The following is a 17,691-nucleotide window of genomic DNA, read 5'->3' as shown; positions in this document are numbered from 1 at the left end:
TTAACCGATTTTGACCAAAGCACCATATCGACCAAATTCGTCTTCCGTGCATATAATTAATTCATGACTTATATTTTTTAAAATATGTGTAACATAATCATAATAATAACTTATGTGCATATCATCTAAATAGATAAATTTTTTAGTCATGAAAATAACAAGTTTAAAATAGTATATTCTTGTTTCAATATCTCCATAATCATAAAAAATAAAATCAAATTTTTCATTCATCATGTTAGACAAGGTGCTAATGCTAATTTCTTTACCTACAACTATTTTCACAAAATCTTGTGTCATTTTTGCCCAAAAACTATCATCATCAACAGTCACTACATTTTTAAACTGAAAATGAAACAAGGCTGAGCTCAAACCGCTACCACAATCCAAAATACTGCTGATACCATTTTCCCTAATTAAATTTGCGCAATATCTTATTGACTGAGGGCTTGCTGCCATTGATTTTTGTCCAGTTCCAAACTTATCAAAATATTGTTCTATAATATCTTCCCTTTTTAAAGTATTCATTGTTGTCGTATTTTTGTGAATAATTGATCTAGTAAATTTTTGTGATCTATTGTCTTAAATATTTGCTCCTTTTGATATTTTGTGATTAACCCTTTATTGAATAAGCGTACTGATAAAGACAATATATATTTAAAAAGATTAGTAGTAAGTTGTTCCGTTTTAATTTTCAAGGCATCATAAAAATGCTTTGGCCGCGGTATTATGTACGTTAATACAATACATTCTAATATTGTCAAATCTTTAGGTTTTTTAGAAAAATAAAAATTACTAGCACTATTAATGCCATAAACATTTGGAGCAAATTCTATTATATTGATATATATTTCCAAAATCCTGCTTTTAGAAATAGCGAAATAATTCTCAATTAAAAGTGCAATAAAAATTTCCTCAACTTTTCTTAACAAATTTTTATGATGATTCAAAAAAAGATTTCTTGATAGTTGCATTGTAATTGTACTTCCACCTCTTGAAAATCGTCTTTTATCAATATTCGAAACAATTGCAACTCCAATAAAATAAGGATCAATGCCTTTGTGAATGTAAAAATTAGGATCTTCTACAAAAATTAAAATATCTAATAACTTAGGGCATATATCGTGAATACAAACATTATCATAAGTATATCTATATGAAACATCACTTGATATTATATGATGAAGAGAATTATTATTTGTTTGATCTAATAATGATAAATCAAATTTACCAAAGTTAAGAATGACAAATTTATCCTTAGCTAGTTTAATATCGAAAAAGTAATTATAGGGATCATTTATTAGAAACATCAACCTACACTCAATAAAAACTGTACCTGAGCAAATAATTGTTCTTAAATTTTCATTATGAAATTTGGGGAATGACTTTAAAAATTTCTCTACATCAGTTTCCATACAAAGAGTTAGTTTAATCAAATCCTTATCACTAACTTCATGAAAAAATTCGAAGCCTAATAGAATATTATTGATTAACATTTTAGAATTTTTCGTTAAAATGAATTTTTCACTGGAAAATTCTAGTTGTAAAATTAAGGACACATCATTTAATGCTGTTTCACTTTCACTTAAAAATTTTTGATTTATCAACAAGTTACATGCATTAATTTCAACTTCTATGACAGTCATTTCACTATATTCTTTTTCTAAATAAGAAAATGAAATAATATCAGCATAAAAGTATTGGCTTTGGGTAAGATTAGATTTAGAAGCCATTGAAACTGACTTATTTTTACGGTCAATTGTACCCTCAAGTAAACATGTTAACATTGTTTTATCAGGCTTAGACAAAGTAAATCCCAATAGAATTGCGTTATTATTATCGCACTTAAAATCCAACTCAAGGCCTACTGGAAAAATAGCTGAAAAATTAATCTTTCTTAAATCAAGGTTAATAGAGATATTGAAAAACAATCTCATGGCTTTATTAAAAAGCGAATAATATTTCACTTCTAATTCTTCATCTATTTTCGATTCTTTAAAATTACCTCCCTGTTTATCAGATTTTTGAGATGCCGTGACTCTAATTTCATTACCAACCACCGTAATTGACCTAAAAAAACCGCTCCCAAATAATAATACTTTAAGACTGAAACTTATTTCTAAGCTTTTAATATCAACATTATATTTCTTAAGCCGTATTTGTATACCAACGACCTCAATAGTATTAAAATTGTGAAAACTAAAATCTTTAATTAAGAGAGTAACATCATACTTTTTTGCAATTTTATTTAATTCAAGCCTTAAAAAAAAAAGTGCTTTTGCTTTCTCTTTTAAAACACTCCAAATAATAATAAGAAAAAAATTTTTGACAGAAATTACCACTATTAATGAAATTTACTTAATTAGATCCTCGAACCTTATCTGCATTTGTAAATCAATATCTTTAATTGATATTAGTTTGTCCGGCCCAGCAATTTCTTTAAGCTGAACATGACAAGCATCTTGAAAATGTGGCCAAAAAAAGCCACAATCCAAGCCCACTTTTCTTGCCTCTTCTGCGTAAACGCGATATCCATTTATATTATCAACTAGTAAATTTAAGTCCCAACATTTCTTTCCTTGAATAACCCAGACACAGTCAGCAGCTTCGCCCCACTGATGCCAAGAAAAGCCAGGTATTGCATTTGTAGCAAATGTTCCATATTGTGAACCAACTGCTTTTATGCAAAAAGATAAAAAAAAAGCCTGTGCTTCATTTAATTCATCTATTTTAGCCTTAATTTCCTTAATTTTCCGAGATTGCCTCCAATAAATTGCTTGCAAAAATGGATTTCTTAATCCTTCAATAATTTGCATCTTAACATTTCTTTTTTCACAATTATCTATGGTCATTTTTAGTTTTGATTGTAACTCAACAGTCAACTCAAAAAATAATTGATTATGCATTTCTAGGTTCATATTTTCTAAATGCTGCGCAAATAGCTGCCATTCGTCTATTACTTTCTTTTTTTTCGCACGGTTTTAAATCGCACTTGACCGAAGTAGAAATAAAAGGATACAGTAACATTTTATGACTACTCAAAATGGATAGCACTTCAAATAATCTATGGCTCGATTTAAATTTATGTGATAATATTTTTTTAAACATCTTTTTGTAAACTATAAAAAACAGTGAGGATTTAATGGGGTTTATCCAATATCTTTCTGCCGAAATGGGCACAATTTGACCAAAACTGTCCGCATCTGCAAATAATATATCCGCTCCTTGCTCATTTGCTTCAATAATATTTCTTAATAAAACATTCTTTGAATAACTACTCGTAAACTTATGATCATCCCTACAAACAACAATTAGATCGTCGTCATTTTGAGATGAATTTAGAATTGCCTTCAGAAGGCCTCCCCATAAAGCAAACTCTTCAGATTTATGCTCTTGTATTTGAATCACATTCAAGTCAAATTCATTTTTATCTCTAAATTGATTTTTGATTTCATTAGATAACACTCTATTTCCAGGATAGGTTAAGATATAGCATGGTAATTCAATTTCATTATATTGTTCCATTGCCAATTGCATAGTTGGAAATCCTTTATAAAATGATTTAACCCTAGACAGCTGATTCAACATTGTTGCAGTCTTATTAAAAATATCACTTACATAACCTCTTTCATTATTTTTCAAAGTAATATCTGAATATCCAAACTCTTTTTGTACTGAAATAAATGGAAAAATAACGAACTTATTAAAACTTAATTCAGAAATTTTATAATCTGAAGCATCACAAGAACGAAAAGAAACATCTAAGATAGCATCAAAAATCCTACTGAAAATAACTGTAAATTGCAACCCAGAGAATTTATCAATCCAAAAAAGATTATCTGATACTTGCATTGCTGTTTTATACCAGCTAACGCCACCCAACAAGACATCCGCCTGTAATTTATCTGCTTCAACAATGTACTGGCCCATATTTTTTGAATTATAATAGTTTGTAAAATGATGATCATCTTCGCAAATAATTATATATTCCCTTTTATCTTTCTTTGCCTTTCTTACAATACTCAATATAGTTTCCCATAATCCAATTGACCCTATATTATGTTCATTGGCCTTTATGAGCTCGAAATCAAATTCACCCCTATATTTAAACTGATTTAATATGTGCCTCTTACGGTCAATTCTTGTTTCCAAGTTTATTGCAAAAGTAGGATGTCCTTTCATTCAAATAAATAATTAGAATTATCTAATTCACACTCATCCTACAAATATATAGGATGAGTGTGAAGCCCTCTGCCTATTGGCAAATGGATATGTAACCACACTTTTCATCTGCATAGGTCACGCATCTCCCTCCCTCGGTAGAAACTGCGCAGTCCCAGTCTGAAGCACATTCATTATCACAATTAGCGTCAATGATTGTACCAGCTCCTCCAATTACTTTTTTTAAAGCTGATCTACTCAAGATTTCCGCTCCAGCAAACTTTGATTCATTTAATTTTAACTTTTTCATGTTTTGTTTTTTTGTGTTTACAAATAAGATATATACTATCTTTCACGCAAGATAATCTAAGCGATATCGATAAACGCCGATATTCGTTTTAGTCCTACGTTTGCAACCGCTCAGACTTTTTTTTGCAAAATCCTTTTACTATCATAATTCAAATAGCTTATTTAAGACATTAAATATCTAATATCATCTAATTTATAAGGAGCAGGAAGTTTGTAACCATTTACAAAAATGGTTGGTGTGGAAGTTATTTCAGTCATTTCACACCAAGCTTTCTGTTTTTCTATTATTAATTTAACCTTATCATCTAGCTTAATAGGATATTTTTTAGCCCAATTTTCATACTCCTTTTTACCCTGCCCGTACCAATCATTTAGCGCTTCCCCTGCAATATTTTCATCATCTAAATTTGCTAACGCTGTTATATGACGGGCAACTTTAGTCCTTCTATCATCATCATTACTACCTGTTACGAACAATATTTTTAACTGTAAATCGTCTCCTGCTTTTATCCAAGAATCTATTATTTTGTGGGCCTTTCCGCAAGGTTCACAGAATGGATTGCTCACCATTGTAATAACTGTCTCCGAATTAGAGTCACCAACTACTATAGGCATTAAGTCTTCATTAATTGCATAACGGGGTTGATTCATTAACGCATGATTAAATAAACTTGCATTATGTTTAAATTTTTTCAGCTGTTGTTTTACGGGGATGAGTTCTGATGCTTTTAAGAAATATGGCTTCAGGAAAAACCAAAATAGAATAGGGATTAAAAAAGATATACTTAAAATTACGTAGTCTGTCAAATTAAGTAAACTAAAATAGGAAAATTGATCAAACATTAGTGAGTTAACAAATTCTAACCAAAGTATCAATTGTATAGCACAACATAATACACACCAATTCTTATTTCTATATTGATAACTTATAGAATAAATAGTGTAAGGTAATGCTAATATATTTAGATCAACTATGATGTTAAGAGAAGAAGGAAGAGCTAGAATTGCTATCAATGAGCCTATAAAATAAAAAAAGCCGATTTCACTCCAACTTATCCAAGAAAATGGTTGTGCTGCGTCAGACTTTAGAATAACATTACAATCATTTTTACCATTCAAACCACACAAATTCTGGACTAACGGGTTTTTATTATCAATGCTTTGTATTAACAATAAAACACTAAACCCAACTCCAATAAATTTTAGTATACTCAAAAACAGATATCCCCAAGAAAATGGATTTGATGAAATTATTAAACTGAAAAGAACGATGCTTAAAATGAGGTTAAAAGGAATAATTAATCCTATCAAAAAGCGATGCAAATATGTTTGCAGATATCCTTTTTCTCCACTACTTTGTTTTTTTTGAGCGTATAGTATTATTCCATCCCAGCGAGTCAAAAAATCCTTTTCATTGATTAATCCATTTTGCTTATTTTCATCTGTGTAATTAACTCCGTCTTCTCCGATCGAATTAATTATTAAAAACTTACCATTATCTTCTTTAAGATGGGCTATGAAAGGAAATGAGAAGTCACTTGTATTATAGTTATCTTTAGAGAGTTTGTAAGCTTTGTTGTCTATGTCCCATTCATTTAAACAATCACTCACAGCCAATAGACTGGGGTATTCTGGGTGCGCTTGCAAACACGCATCGCTAGCGAATTGAGTTACTTTAACATTAATATTTTTTAACAGTTCAATTAAAATACTTTCAAGATTAGGTCGTGTACGTTTATATAGATTCATATTGACAATTACTTCAATAGTTTTTTGAGTTTACTAAGCATAAGTCACTGATTACGCGACCAATACACAAACATAACTACTTTGATGTAAATACAAAAATACAGAAAAGACTTTTACACAGATGGCATCAAATACTACATAGATAGTCATTTTCACCTGATGAATGGGTTTAAATACAAGAAAATAATTCATTTTAAAAAAACATTAAGCTCAGTGAATCAAGTAAAAAGAAAAGTGTGTCGATCATATAAAAAAAGAATGGCATACAAATAAATTTTTGCCTATCAACACTTATTATCTATATATCTCACAATATTAAGTTCCCCAAAATAATCGAATACAATTTTTAGCATTTCATTTATTTATCAGAAAGCTATAAATGCAAAAAGGCAGAGTAACCAAACTCTGCCTTTTCTAAATTATTTAACTTTTTAATTATTTGCCTTTACCTTTTGGAGCCGGAGCTGCTAGTTCTTTTAGTTTAGCTGCTGCGAAAGTTCCAGAAGGATAAACAGCTACACTTTTGTTAAAATATTCTTTAGCTTTTTCTTTGTCTTTGTAGTAATAATAACCACCAATAGTATCATAAGCTTCAGAAAGTTTTTTAGCGTTTGCTGTAGCTAATTCTGGCTTTTCAGTTATCTTTTTGATGTATTCTTCATAGAAAGGAAGCATTAAACCTTTAGGCTCTTTTTCATCATCCAATAAGCTATTAATACGCGCTCTTGTTAAATATGCATCATAAGTTTCAGGAGCTAGTTGTGTTACTTTAGCAATTGACGAATCAGCTCTTACTAAGATATCTTTTGAAGGATTTTGTTTTGCAGTTAATTTTGCTGCATAATCAAAGTAATTCGCCATTGCATTATAGTAATAGTTATATAAAGCTCCCTTTCCATTAGGGTTAGCTTTTATAGCTTTCTCATAAATTTCAGATGATTTTGCATATTTTTTAGCATCGTAAAAACTTTTAGCAACTTCAGCTAGTGCATCAGCATTCGTTGAATCCTTTTCTACAGCTTTAGTGATATTAATTAATGCTAAACTATCTTGACCAGCCTTTAATTGAGCTTTACCTAAATATAAATAATCAAATCCTAAAATTTTATTAGGGTCTTTTTCTTTAGCAAAAAACTCATTCATACTCGTAAGTGCTGCAGGATAGTTTTTATTCTCATAAGCTGCCCAACCTTTCATTCTGGATACAATAGCACTTTTAGGATCATTAGCAGGGGCCTGAATTGTTGATGCCACTTGCTCTAAAGTTGGATAATCTTTAGCATAGAATAAAAACTGAGCATAACGCAATTGAGATTCTAGAGATTTATCCGTTAAATCAAGATATTTCTTATAGTTCTCAACACCTTTTGCTGCTTTTTCTTTGTCAACCCCAAAACTACTCCACCAAAGATATAATTCACCAAGTTCACGGTATGCGGGGCCATAGTTGGCGTCAGCAGCAATTACATCTTGTAATTCTTTTTCACCCTCTGGAAATGCTTTAGATTCTTTATACATTCTACCGATCTGCGTTTTTGCTCTCCTGTTATTTGGATCAATATCACCAACACGCATATAAGGGCCTAATGCCTCTGAATTTTTTTTCTGTAACGCATAAGCATCACCTTGTGCCAAGAAAACTTCTGCATCCTTATCTTTAGAATCTAATTCATCAGCTTTGGTAATGTTAGCCAAAGCATTAGTAAAATCAGGTTTAGATACATCATCACTAGGTTTATCCTGAGCTAAATACGCTTTACCGATATACAAATAAGTTTTGTAATCTTTTGGCGCCAAAGCTACAGCCTTGTCGAAGTTAGTCTTAGCAGAACTTGGGTTATTAGATAACATATCTGCTTCACCTAAACCAATTAAGTTTAAGTTGTTTTTTGGATCAGCGGTAACACCTTTGGTAAATACGGCTCTAGCGGAGTCGATGTAACCGGTTTTCAAATAAACCAAACCAAGATTGTAATAGTTATTACCATCTGATGCTTTTGAGCTCACCAATGACTTAAGCATTGATGATGCTTTCTGATACTGCTCCGCGTCGATGGCTTTTTTCGCGTCATTTAAATCTTGAGCAAAAACTGCAGAACCCATCAACACCAAACCTACATTTAAGGTTATTGCTTTCTTTAAAATTTTCATCGGATATTCTGTTTTTTTATTTAATAAAAATGAAGTGTCTCTTTAGATTTACTTCGTGGTTCAATTTATAATTTTATTTAATTTCCTTTTGTCAGGTTAATTTGTCTTGGCATTAATTTATGCGGGCCAAGTCCAGATTTAAGTACAATCAACTGTCCCCTCTGACTTCTTAACCATGTTGCAAATCCTGTGCCTAAACCATCTCTTCCCTCGCAATCTATGATATTTATATTTCTTAAGAAAGGATAAACACCGTTGATTAAGTTATCTTGAGTTGGTTTATAGAACTGATCGTCTCCTACCTTGCCTTTTACATTCTTTACACCCAGTACTTTTATCTGAGATAGGTATTCGCTCATCTCTGTATCCTTGTCAGTGATCCAATTCATGCCCAAAATACCAATAAAATTTTTATCTTCTGCAATAAGTTTAATTACTTCTTTGCTAGAATTTTTAGAGTAAACACCTGTAGCTGGAAATTGGCTGATATGGGCCAACTCTTTAAAATATTGAAAGGTACTTGAATAAGCGTTATCAAAGACCAATTTTTTATCTGATTTCTTCCCCTGTAATATATCAATCACCTCTTTAACGTTAATTGTACTATCGATATTGCCCTGATTGGTAATTAAAGCAATACCATCAATGGCAAAACGCGAAGAGTTTATTTTAATATTACGCTGGTTATAATACTTCTCTTCTGCCTTGGTTAATAACCTTGGTAAAACAATTACCCTTACACTATCATTAAGAAAGGCAGGCAATAATTTCTCTTCTGGTTTTACGGTTGCCTGAAATTTTGCATCCGGATAATCCAAACTAAAAATATCGATCTGATCTTGAACAATCGGTCCAACGCTTTCATCAACCAATATTTTTAAGGTACCGCTTGTTCTGGTTTCTTTAACTGCATCGGCCTTATTTTTACGTTTGCAGGATACAAGTAAAGCTAATACACAAAATATTAAAAGGAAATTTTTCATTGAGCTGATTAGTCGCGCCTACCAAGGCTTAAAAGTCTTACAAATGCATAAATAATTAAGAAGATACCGATTGCGATGCGCCCCCATTGTGGAATAGTGCTTAAGCGCAAGGCAATTGGTTCGTAAAATATAAATGCAAAGCCTAATACCACATAAAAAACGAACATGACAAGGCCTAAAATGAGCAAAAACCGCTGTTTAGGCGATTTTTGCTTAAAAATATCAAAATTTAACATCTACTATTAGTTCAATGTAAAGTTAACGTTGATGTTGTATTTTACCCTTACCGGCTTACCATTTTGGATACCTGGGTTCCAACGTGGACTAGCTTTTAATACACGGATGGCTTCTTCATCAGTTCCGCTACCCAAACCACGGGTAACTGTGATATCAGTTAATTTACCATCTTTTTCAACAACGAAAGATAAAAATACTTTACCTTGAACATTGTTTTCTTGTGCCATTGGTGGGTACTTTATTGCTTTACTTAAGTATCCATAAAACTTAGAGATACCTCCAGGGAATTCTGGTTGTTTCTCGATACTAACAAAGTCGTAAACTTTATTATCATCAACCGCAACAGCAGCTTCTCTTTTTGGTCCTTCACCCACTGGTTCAGCGATAACAATATCAGCTGTTGGGTCACCTTTGATATCTCTCTGGCCTGGATCTGCTTCCTTCAACTTTTCAACCGTAGGTGGTTCATCACGAACCTCAATATCTGGTTTTACAATTGGAGGTGGCATTTTCACCTGGTCAACTTTTGGTGGAGGTGGCTCTACCGGTGGTGGTGGCGGTGTTTTAGGATCTACTGGTGGTGGTGGCGCTAAAATTACCTCTTGTGCTTTTAATTGCTCATCTTCATGATCCATTGAGCCTTGAATCAGGCTGTAGATTTTAGGAGAGAAAAATAACACAATAAATATAATAGAGCCGATAATTAATGCTCTTGAGGTGTTGGCACCATTGCTTTTACGCAATTGATACGCACCGTAGGTTTTGTTTTTATCTGCAAAAACCACTTCAAGCCATTCTTTTCTGAATATATCTAACTTCGACATAACTATTGGTTTTACTGATTATAAAATTCCTTTTTCTTTCATGAACTGTTTCTCATTGTCAAGGATGTTATCATCATCGATCTGACGAACCTTAACTTTAAGAATTTCCAACTCATCCATCATATCTACAAAGTTTTGGAATGTAGAACCCGATGTTGGTTTTACCAGTACAACAAAGTCTCCAGCAACGCCTGAGGCATCAGCTGCTTTTCTATTTTTAACAATAGCATCTTCGATTTGTGAACCAGATTCTATCGTTGGTGCGCTTTCGCCAGCTACTCCCATATACCATGCTACCTTATTGCTTTTACCCAACAAAATAGTCATTGTTTTACTTGCTTTCAGCTCCAATCTGTTCTCAGGTAACTTTTCGTTTTTATCTGGCTTTGCAATATCCATCGCTTGCGGCGTAGAGATTACTGTTGTTAAGATAAAGAATGTTACCAAAAGAAACATTAGATCCACCATCGGAGTCATATCAACCCTTGGGGTGGCTTTCTTCCCGCCTGTGTTTAATTCTGCCATTTCTTATTTCTTTTTAGCTTCAGAGTTGGTAACCAATAAAAACTTGTTTACACTTTGTTTCTGAAGTACATCAATAATCTTTTTAACTACCGGATATTCTTCTTTTGCGTCACCTTTAATACTGATACGCATATCCTGATTATTAATCTCCTTAGTTGCTCTACGGGCATTTAACACCCATGCATTTAACTGATTGTCAGTCGAATCTGAAGGTATACCAGGTTGTACCCCTGGTTTCATACGGTCAGCCCCGTTCAAGGCAATAAGAGATTTTAAACTCTGGATCGGAACACCGAAACTTCCTATCGCTGAAAAGCGTTGTATTTCTACTGGGGTGAACGATATTTTGTACTGTTCGCCCATTAGCTCTAATGTTTTCGCTCTTACTTTGACCCCTGCTACTTCAAAGAAAACTTTACCCTGCCCAATGGTTAATATCGCATTGTTTTCTACCGGTACCTTAAACTCATATGTAGATGAAGGTGTAGAAACGGCTAGTGGTTCTGGTTGCCTTGCTGTAGCAGTTAAGATGAAGAAAGTAAGTAACAATGAAGCCACATCACACATAGCGGTCATATCTGTTACTGTACTTGTTCTTTTAACTTTAATTCTAGGCATAATATTTTTTACTAGTTTTAATAATGATGATCTTTTTTCCGGTTTTCCATAAAGCCGGTAAAAATTTTTTCAAAATTCTTATTTATGCGAACTAGCGTATGTTTGAACGATGCTGAAACCAGCCTCATCGATAGCGTAAGTTAACTTGTCGATTTTAGAAGTTAATACGTTATACATGATAATTGCCACAGTAGAAACCAAGATACCTGTTGCAGTGTTGATCAATGCCTCAGAAATACCTACCGCTAATGCTGACTGATCTGGAGCACCAGAGTTTGCTAAACCGGCGAATGCACGGATCATACCTGTTACTGTACCCAATAAACCTACTAATGTACCAATTGATACCAAAGTTGCAATTACAGTTAAGTTTTGCTCTAACATTGGCATTTCTAAAGCTGTAGCTTCTTCAACCTCTTTTTGGATTGCAACGATTGATTGCTCAACATCCATATTGGTATCTGCTTCAACTTCACTGTATTTTTTCAAGCCAGATTTAATTACGTTAGCAACTGAACCTTCTTGTTTATCACACTCAGCTTTTGCAGCTTCGATGTTACCTGCGCTTAATAAACCTTGTACTTTGCGAATGAAAGTGTCTAAGCTAGATTTTCCACTTGCTTTACCAATAACGATGAAACGTTCGATAGAGAATACAATTACTACTAATAGTAATCCAACTAAGATCGCTACGATAGGACCTCCTTTGTAAGCTGTTCCAAGATAGTTACCAGGTAATGGTAATTTCTCTCTGTCACCATCGATAAAGTTACTTCCTTCTCCGAATACGAATCTCCAAACACAGAATCCAATGATAATACAAATTGGAATAACGAATGTTGCAAATACATTTGAAGCACTAGAAGAGCTCTCTTTTTTAACAGTTGTTGGTTTTGGTGCGTTTGCCATTTTTTTTGAAATTTTAGTTTTAGTTCTTGTTTTTAATTTTTAGCTGTTTTTTTCTTTTGTACTACACTCAACGTTTCATATCCGAAATTGTTGCGAAAAACAAATTTATAAATTGATTTTAAATTACAAATTAATAAATCAATAAGCAATTAAATCGTTACTTAGAATTTAGTTTCGGTAAATCACCAAGGGTGTATAACAAAAAAATTGCCCCAGCCGAGGCAATTCTTTCACAATAAAAACTAAAAAAAAATCGAATTGCAAATTTTTTGCTCAAAAAATGCATTTTAAAGTGCATTTAACATAATTTTAACGCTTCGTGTCTGCTTTTTGGTACTTTTGTCAGTTCGAACTGCTTGAAATTCTCTGTAAAGGCATCCGACAGTTCGTAGGCTTTCAAAAAGTATTCTTCCTGGTTGCTCCATGTTTTTGAGGGGTCTAAAATTTCGTCCGGTACCCCAGGACAACTTAGTGGCATCATCAATTTAAATACGTGGTGTTGCTTATATTTATTATGATCTAAATCTCCGTTTAAGGCTGCAGTAATCATCGCTCTGGTATAACTTAATTTCATCCTTTTACCTACACCGTAAGCTCCACCGCTCCAACCTGTATTTACTAACCATACGTTTACCTGGTGTTTTTCCATCTTCTCGCCCAATAGTGTGGCATATCTGGATGGATGCAATGGCAAGAAGGCTTTACCAAAGCAGGCCGAAAACGTTAACTGAGGCTCTGTCACCCCTGTTTCTGTTCCTGCAACCTTGGCCGTATAGCCGCTCATAAAGTGGAACATGGCCTGTTCTACATTTAATTTTGAAATTGGAGGCAATACTCCAAATGCATCTGCAGTTAAGAAAAATATATTTTTCGGAACAGCTGCTATTGATGGTAAAATGGCATTGTCAATATAATCTATGGGATAAGCCACGCGGGTATTTTCCGTTTTGACAATATTGCTATAATCAACCTCCTTCGTACCCGGAAAAAAATTAATATTCTCCAGCAATGAGCCAAATTTGATCGCCTTAAAGATCTGAGGTTCTTTCTCTTCGGTTAAATCTACGCATTTTGCATAGCAACCGCCTTCGAAGTTAAACACCGAATCTTTACCCCAGCCATGCTCATCATCACCTATTAATCCTCTTTCAGGATCGGCAGATAAGGTGGTTTTTCCCGTCCCTGACAAGCCGAAAAATATAGCGGTATCGCCATTTTTACCCACATTGGCAGAGCAGTGCATAGATAGCGTATTCTTATATACGGGCAGGATAAAGTTTAAAACAGAAAAAATCCCTTTTTTAATTTCGCCGGTATAGCCAGTTCCCCCGATCAAAATCATTTTTCTGGTGAAATTGATGATGGAGAAGTTTTCCTGTCTGGTTCCGTCGATAGCCGGATCGGCCAAGAAACCCGGTGCAGCAATGATGGTCCACTCTGGTGTGCTCCCTAAACGATCCTCTTCCGGGCGGATAAACAAATGATGAGCAAAAAGATTCTGATAAGCAGTTTCTGTAATTACCCTGATCGAGATCGAATAATCCGGATTGGCACAGGCCGAAGAATCGCGCACATAGATCTTCTTATCTTCAAGGTAATTCGTTAGCTTATAAAACAGCTGATCGAATTTCTCCGGAGAAATTTTAATGTTCACATCGCCCCACCAAACCTGATCTTCGGTTACTTCGTCGCATACAATAAAACGGTCTTTAGGAGAACGTCCGGTAAACTTTCCGGTATCTACCGCCAGCGCTCCTGAAGCAGCCAGCGTACCTTCTTTATTTAATAACGCATCATCAATTAATTCCGTTGGAGATAATTGGTACTTTACAGCAATGTTTCCACCTAGATTTAAATAGCTTAAATCTGGCGTTTGCAGTTTCTTTTTGCTCATAACAATAAGTTAGTTAGTACAGCAAAGGTAAATACTTATCACCCACAAAAACTAGTTTTGAAGCGTAATTTTTTACATATTGTAGCAAATACACTATTATGTAAACATTTTATTTACAGATATTTACAGTCATTTTCACAAGGTAAAAAAAAAATAAAAAATTACACTAAGTAAAATCTGTTAAATGGTTTTAGCTGGTTTAAACTTTTAATTGGATAGGGATTGAAAATCAATGACACATTGTTAAATGATTATGTATTGCCCATCCCGCCCAGTGGGCAGCCTCCAGAGGAGGGGAATTAGACGCTGGAAAGGTAACCAACTTAAATAGTAGTATAAGCCCGCGTTAACTAAACCTGATAAAAGCGGCTCCCGATCTCACCAACAACAAAACAGCACCACCATCGGGACTATAGCGGTTAGCAGGACTGCGGTAGCCGAAGGATTACTGAAGCATCTTTTCTAATGACTACATATTACTAATTAACCACCCCGCCTTAAGGATCCTCTTCTTTACGGGAATGATTTGGTTTCGGGTTCAAAAAATACAGCTATTTCATCCACTTAAACGTTTTAATAGAAATTTCGAAATAAAAATCAAAAAACATTTGCATTTTAAAAAAATAATCTCCTACTTTACGGTGTACAAAGTACACAAAGACAATATGAATTTTAACACTTCAATTATTACAACGATTATTATTACCACCGGTATAAACCAGCGGGGCTAATTTGTTGTAAATTGAAAAAACATAAAACACAGAAAGCGTCCCGATGAAAGTCGGGACGCTTTTTTTTTAAACCATGCTGAATGAAACCTGTACGAGCAACCATGAATTATCCGCACAGCATCAAACAGTTAAAACCAATATAGACTAATGAAAGTACTCAAATTCGGCGGCACATCCGTAGGTTCGGCCGAGAACATTAAAACCCTCTTGCGCCTGGTAGGCGAAGAAAAACAGCAGAACAGCCCGGTAGTTGTATTATCGGCAATGAGTGGTGTAACCAATTTGCTTACCGATATGGCCGAACTGGCCGAGCGTGGAGAAGATTACGATGCCCACTTAAAAGAAATCGAAGCAAAACACTTTGCTGTAATCCGCTCGCTTTTACCTGCGGCTGCACAAAACCCTGTGTTTACACGCCTAAAGATCTTTTTTAACGAATTGGAAGATCTGTTACAGGCTGTGGCCAATCTGCGCGAACTGAGCTTGCAGACCAAAGATCAGATTTTAAGTTATGGCGAACGCTGCTCTACTTTTATGATCAGCCACATTGCTTCTCAAAATTTTGGCGATGCGCTTTATGTTAACGGTTCTGACCTGATTAAAACCGACAGCAACTTCGGTCAGGCGAAAGTAGATACCGAATTGACTGAAATGCTGATCAACAATTTTTACCAGAAAAATAAAGACAAAGTACTTTTTGTTACTGGTTTTATAGCGAGCAATGCGGCAGGCAGGGTAACAACTTTAGGCCGTGGCGGCTCTGATTATACCGCAGCGGTATGGGGTGCAGCTTTAAATGCGGAAGAAATAGAAATATGGACCGATGTAAACGGCATGATGACAGCTGATCCACGCATTGTGAAAAAGGCTTTCTCTTTACCGGAGTTAAGCTATACCGAAGCCATGGAACTGAGTTATTTCGGAGCTAAAGTGATCTATCCGCCAACAATGCTCCCTGCTTTTATGAAGAAAATCCCGATTGTGATCAAAAACACTTTCGAACCTGATTTCGCAGGAACTTATATCAAAAGCGATGTTAAAGCATCAAGTTTACCCATAAAAGGAATTTCCTCTATCGATCATATCAGTATTATTAACCTAACTGGTAGCGGTATGGTGGGTAAGGCAGGTTTTAGCGGAAGATTATTCTCACTTCTTTCGCGCGAACAGATCAATGTAGTATTGATTACCCAGTCTTCATCAGAACATAGCATTACTTTCGCTGTTAAACCAACAGATGCTTCACAGGCGATTTCTTTAATCAAAAAAGAGTTCGAGCTGGAGTTAGACGCTAAAAAACTAGAACTCCCAGAAGTTGAAAATAACCTTTCGGTTTTGGCTATTGTTGGCGAAAACATGAAACGTACACCAGGTATGAGCGGACGTTTGTTCAGCGCTTTAGGCCGCAACGGTATTAATGTAAGGGCTATTGCTCAGGGATCTTCAGAATATAACATCTCGGTAATTATCAGCAAAGACGATTTATCGAAAGCGGTAAATGCAGTGCACGATGCTTTCTTTACTGATCTGAAAAGAACATTAAACGTTTTCTGCCTGGGCACAGGAAACATTGGTAAAACCTTGTTTAATCAACTGAAAGAACAAATGCCTTTCTTAGCGGCCAACAACGATCTGCAGGTTAAGGTAACGGGCATCAGTAATACACGTAAAATGATTTTCAGCGCTGATGGCCTTTCGTTAGAAAATTGGGAAGCGGATTTGAATACAAATGGTGAACAGGCAGATTTAGCTGGTTTTGTTGCTAAAATGAAAGCCTTGAATTTACCAAACTGCGTTTTTGTAGATAACACAGCTGCAGAATCGCCAATAGAATTTTATCAGGGTATATTCGAAAGCAGTATTTCGGTGGTAACCTGCAATAAAAAAGGAAACTCTGCAGATTATGTTCAATATAAATCATTTAAAGATACCGCCCGTAAATTTGGAGTGGATTTTTATTATGAAACCAATGTTGGTGCAGGCCTGCCAATTATCCGTACACTGCGCGAGCTGATGATGAGCGGCGATAAGGTAGCGCGGATTGAAGCGATTTTGTCAGGAACCATTTCTTACATCTTCAATAATTTTAAAGGCGAAGCCGGTTTTTACGAAACCGTAAAGGAAGCGCAGGAATTGGGCTATACTGAACCAGATCCTCGAGACGACTTAAATGGAAAAGATTTTATGCGTAAAATGCTGATCCTTGCCCGCGATGCCGGTTACCCGTTAGAAGCCAGTGATGTGAAAATCGACAACATTTTGCCAGAAGCCTGCTTAAACGCCACATCGGTTGAAGATTTCTATTCTGAATTACAGGCCAATGCGGCTTACTTCGAAAATTTAAAGAATACCGCAACCAACGATGGAAAAGTTTTGCGTTACATCGGTAAGCTTGAAAATGGAAATGTAGAAATCAGTCTACAAATGGTTGATGATAGTCATCCTTTTTATATGCTATCGGGAAGTGATAACATTATCTCTTTTACAACCGATCGTTACAAAACCCGCCCGTTGGTGGTAAAAGGCCCAGGCGCAGGTGCAGAAGTTACCGCTGCAGGAGTTTTTGCAGATATCATTAACGTGGGTACTTTAAATAAGTAGCG

At 34.8% G+C, this 17,691-nt stretch carries 15 protein-coding genes; 1 reads left to right on the top strand and 14 read right to left on the bottom strand.

Annotation, left to right across the window (positions count from 1 at the left end; translation table 11 throughout):
• The 14 genes from ACN9MR_RS25620 to pckA all read right to left on the bottom strand — a co-directional run bounded on the left by ACN9MR_RS25620 (window position 1) and on the right by pckA (window position 14,357).
• Window positions 1-525, bottom strand: coding sequence for a hypothetical protein (locus ACN9MR_RS25620; protein WP_426327278.1), 525 nt, complete (start codon window positions 523-525; stop codon window positions 1-3).
• Entirely contained in the window at window positions 522-2,339 is a 1,818-nt protein-coding gene (locus ACN9MR_RS25615) for a biosynthetic peptidoglycan transglycosylase (RefSeq protein WP_426327277.1), read from the bottom strand. The genes ACN9MR_RS25620 and ACN9MR_RS25615 overlap by 4 nt, the downstream gene beginning before the upstream one ends.
• 12 nt (window positions 2,340-2,351) lie before the next feature.
• A complete protein-coding gene (locus tag ACN9MR_RS25610; protein WP_426327276.1) occupies window positions 2,352-2,915 on the bottom strand; it encodes a M15 family metallopeptidase in 564 nt (187 codons plus the stop codon).
• On the bottom strand, window positions 2,896-4,179 hold the full coding sequence (locus tag ACN9MR_RS25605) for a hypothetical protein (protein ID WP_426327275.1): 1,284 nt from the start codon (window positions 4,177-4,179) through the stop codon (window positions 2,896-2,898). Before ACN9MR_RS25605 ends, ACN9MR_RS25610 begins: the two co-directional genes overlap by 20 nt.
• Before the next feature lie 73 nt (window positions 4,180-4,252).
• A complete protein-coding gene (locus ACN9MR_RS25600) occupies window positions 4,253-4,468 on the bottom strand; it encodes a hypothetical protein (protein WP_426327274.1) in 216 nt (71 codons plus the stop codon).
• A 161-nt stretch (window positions 4,469-4,629) separates the two neighbouring features.
• Entirely contained in the window at window positions 4,630-6,216 is a 1,587-nt protein-coding gene (locus ACN9MR_RS25595) for a vitamin K epoxide reductase family protein (protein ID WP_426327273.1), read from the bottom strand.
• Between the two features lie 435 nt (window positions 6,217-6,651).
• Window positions 6,652-8,367 carry a tetratricopeptide repeat protein gene (locus tag ACN9MR_RS25590; RefSeq protein ID WP_426327272.1) on the bottom strand — a complete coding sequence of 572 codons (1,716 nt, stop codon included), beginning with the start codon at window positions 8,365-8,367 and terminating at the stop codon, window positions 6,652-6,654.
• A gap of 77 nt (window positions 8,368-8,444) precedes the next feature.
• Window positions 8,445-9,350, bottom strand: a complete 906-nt coding sequence (locus ACN9MR_RS25585) for a PstS family phosphate ABC transporter substrate-binding protein (RefSeq protein ID WP_426327271.1) — start codon at window positions 9,348-9,350, stop codon at window positions 8,445-8,447.
• An 8-nt stretch (window positions 9,351-9,358) separates the two neighbouring features.
• Complete coding sequence (locus tag ACN9MR_RS25580) at window positions 9,359-9,586, bottom strand: hypothetical protein (RefSeq protein WP_029274767.1); 228 nt, start codon at window positions 9,584-9,586, stop codon at window positions 9,359-9,361.
• Between the two features lie 6 nt (window positions 9,587-9,592).
• Window positions 9,593-10,411: an energy transducer TonB gene (locus ACN9MR_RS25575; protein WP_426327270.1), complete on the bottom strand. Its 819-nt coding sequence runs from the start codon at window positions 10,409-10,411 to the stop codon at window positions 9,593-9,595.
• 18 nt (window positions 10,412-10,429) lie between these two features.
• On the bottom strand, window positions 10,430-10,936 hold the full coding sequence (locus ACN9MR_RS25570; protein WP_029274770.1) for an ExbD/TolR family protein: 507 nt from the start codon (window positions 10,934-10,936) through the stop codon (window positions 10,430-10,432).
• 3 nt (window positions 10,937-10,939) lie between these two features.
• On the bottom strand, window positions 10,940-11,554 hold the full coding sequence (locus ACN9MR_RS25565) for a biopolymer transporter ExbD (RefSeq protein ID WP_426327269.1): 615 nt from the start codon (window positions 11,552-11,554) through the stop codon (window positions 10,940-10,942).
• A gap of 78 nt (window positions 11,555-11,632) precedes the next feature.
• A complete protein-coding gene (locus ACN9MR_RS25560; RefSeq protein ID WP_057931433.1) occupies window positions 11,633-12,463 on the bottom strand; it encodes a MotA/TolQ/ExbB proton channel family protein in 831 nt (276 codons plus the stop codon).
• Between the two features lie 298 nt (window positions 12,464-12,761).
• Window positions 12,762-14,357 (bottom strand): phosphoenolpyruvate carboxykinase (ATP), encoded by a 1,596-nt coding sequence (pckA, locus tag ACN9MR_RS25555; protein WP_426327268.1) that lies wholly within the window; start codon window positions 14,355-14,357, stop codon window positions 12,762-12,764.
• A gap of 878 nt (window positions 14,358-15,235) precedes the next feature.
• Here pckA and thrA point away from each other — a divergent pair.
• Window positions 15,236-17,689, top strand: coding sequence for a bifunctional aspartate kinase/homoserine dehydrogenase I (thrA, locus tag ACN9MR_RS25550; RefSeq protein ID WP_426327267.1), 2,454 nt, complete (start codon window positions 15,236-15,238; stop codon window positions 17,687-17,689).
• Window positions 17,690-17,691: the final 2 nt, after the last annotated feature.

Source organism: Pedobacter sp. R-06 (assembly GCF_049913135.1).
GTDB lineage: Bacteria > Bacteroidota > Bacteroidia > Sphingobacteriales > Sphingobacteriaceae > Pedobacter.
The sequence above is the reverse complement of the archived record's forward strand: the minus strand, read 5'-3'. Positions and strand labels throughout refer to the sequence as shown.

Excerpts from the sequence above, each read along its gene's own strand:
- ACN9MR_RS25620 (WP_426327278.1), bottom strand. The coding sequence starts at position 525 with ATGAATACTTTAAAAAGGGAAGATATTATAGAACAATATTTTGATAAG.
- ACN9MR_RS25610 (WP_426327276.1), bottom strand. The coding sequence starts at position 2,915 with ATGAACCTAGAAATGCATAATCAATTATTTTTTGAGTTGACTGTTGAG.
- ACN9MR_RS25605 (WP_426327275.1), bottom strand. The coding sequence starts at position 4,179 with ATGAAAGGACATCCTACTTTTGCAATAAACTTGGAAACAAGAATTGAC.
- ACN9MR_RS25600 (WP_426327274.1), bottom strand. The coding sequence starts at position 4,468 with ATGAAAAAGTTAAAATTAAATGAATCAAAGTTTGCTGGAGCGGAAATC.
- ACN9MR_RS25595 (WP_426327273.1), bottom strand. The coding sequence starts at position 6,216 with ATGAATCTATATAAACGTACACGACCTAATCTTGAAAGTATTTTAATT.
- ACN9MR_RS25590 (WP_426327272.1), bottom strand. The coding sequence starts at position 8,367 with ATGAAAATTTTAAAGAAAGCAATAACCTTAAATGTAGGTTTGGTGTTG.
- ACN9MR_RS25585 (WP_426327271.1), bottom strand. The coding sequence starts at position 9,350 with ATGAAAAATTTCCTTTTAATATTTTGTGTATTAGCTTTACTTGTATCC.
- ACN9MR_RS25580 (WP_029274767.1), bottom strand. The coding sequence starts at position 9,586 with ATGTTAAATTTTGATATTTTTAAGCAAAAATCGCCTAAACAGCGGTTT.
- ACN9MR_RS25575 (WP_426327270.1), bottom strand. The coding sequence starts at position 10,411 with ATGTCGAAGTTAGATATATTCAGAAAAGAATGGCTTGAAGTGGTTTTT.
- ACN9MR_RS25570 (WP_029274770.1), bottom strand. The coding sequence starts at position 10,936 with ATGGCAGAATTAAACACAGGCGGGAAGAAAGCCACCCCAAGGGTTGAT.
- ACN9MR_RS25565 (WP_426327269.1), bottom strand. The coding sequence starts at position 11,554 with ATGCCTAGAATTAAAGTTAAAAGAACAAGTACAGTAACAGATATGACC.
- ACN9MR_RS25560 (WP_057931433.1), bottom strand. The coding sequence starts at position 12,463 with ATGGCAAACGCACCAAAACCAACAACTGTTAAAAAAGAGAGCTCTTCT.
- pckA (WP_426327268.1), bottom strand. The coding sequence starts at position 14,357 with ATGAGCAAAAAGAAACTGCAAACGCCAGATTTAAGCTATTTAAATCTA.
- thrA (WP_426327267.1), top strand. The coding sequence starts at position 15,236 with ATGAAAGTACTCAAATTCGGCGGCACATCCGTAGGTTCGGCCGAGAAC.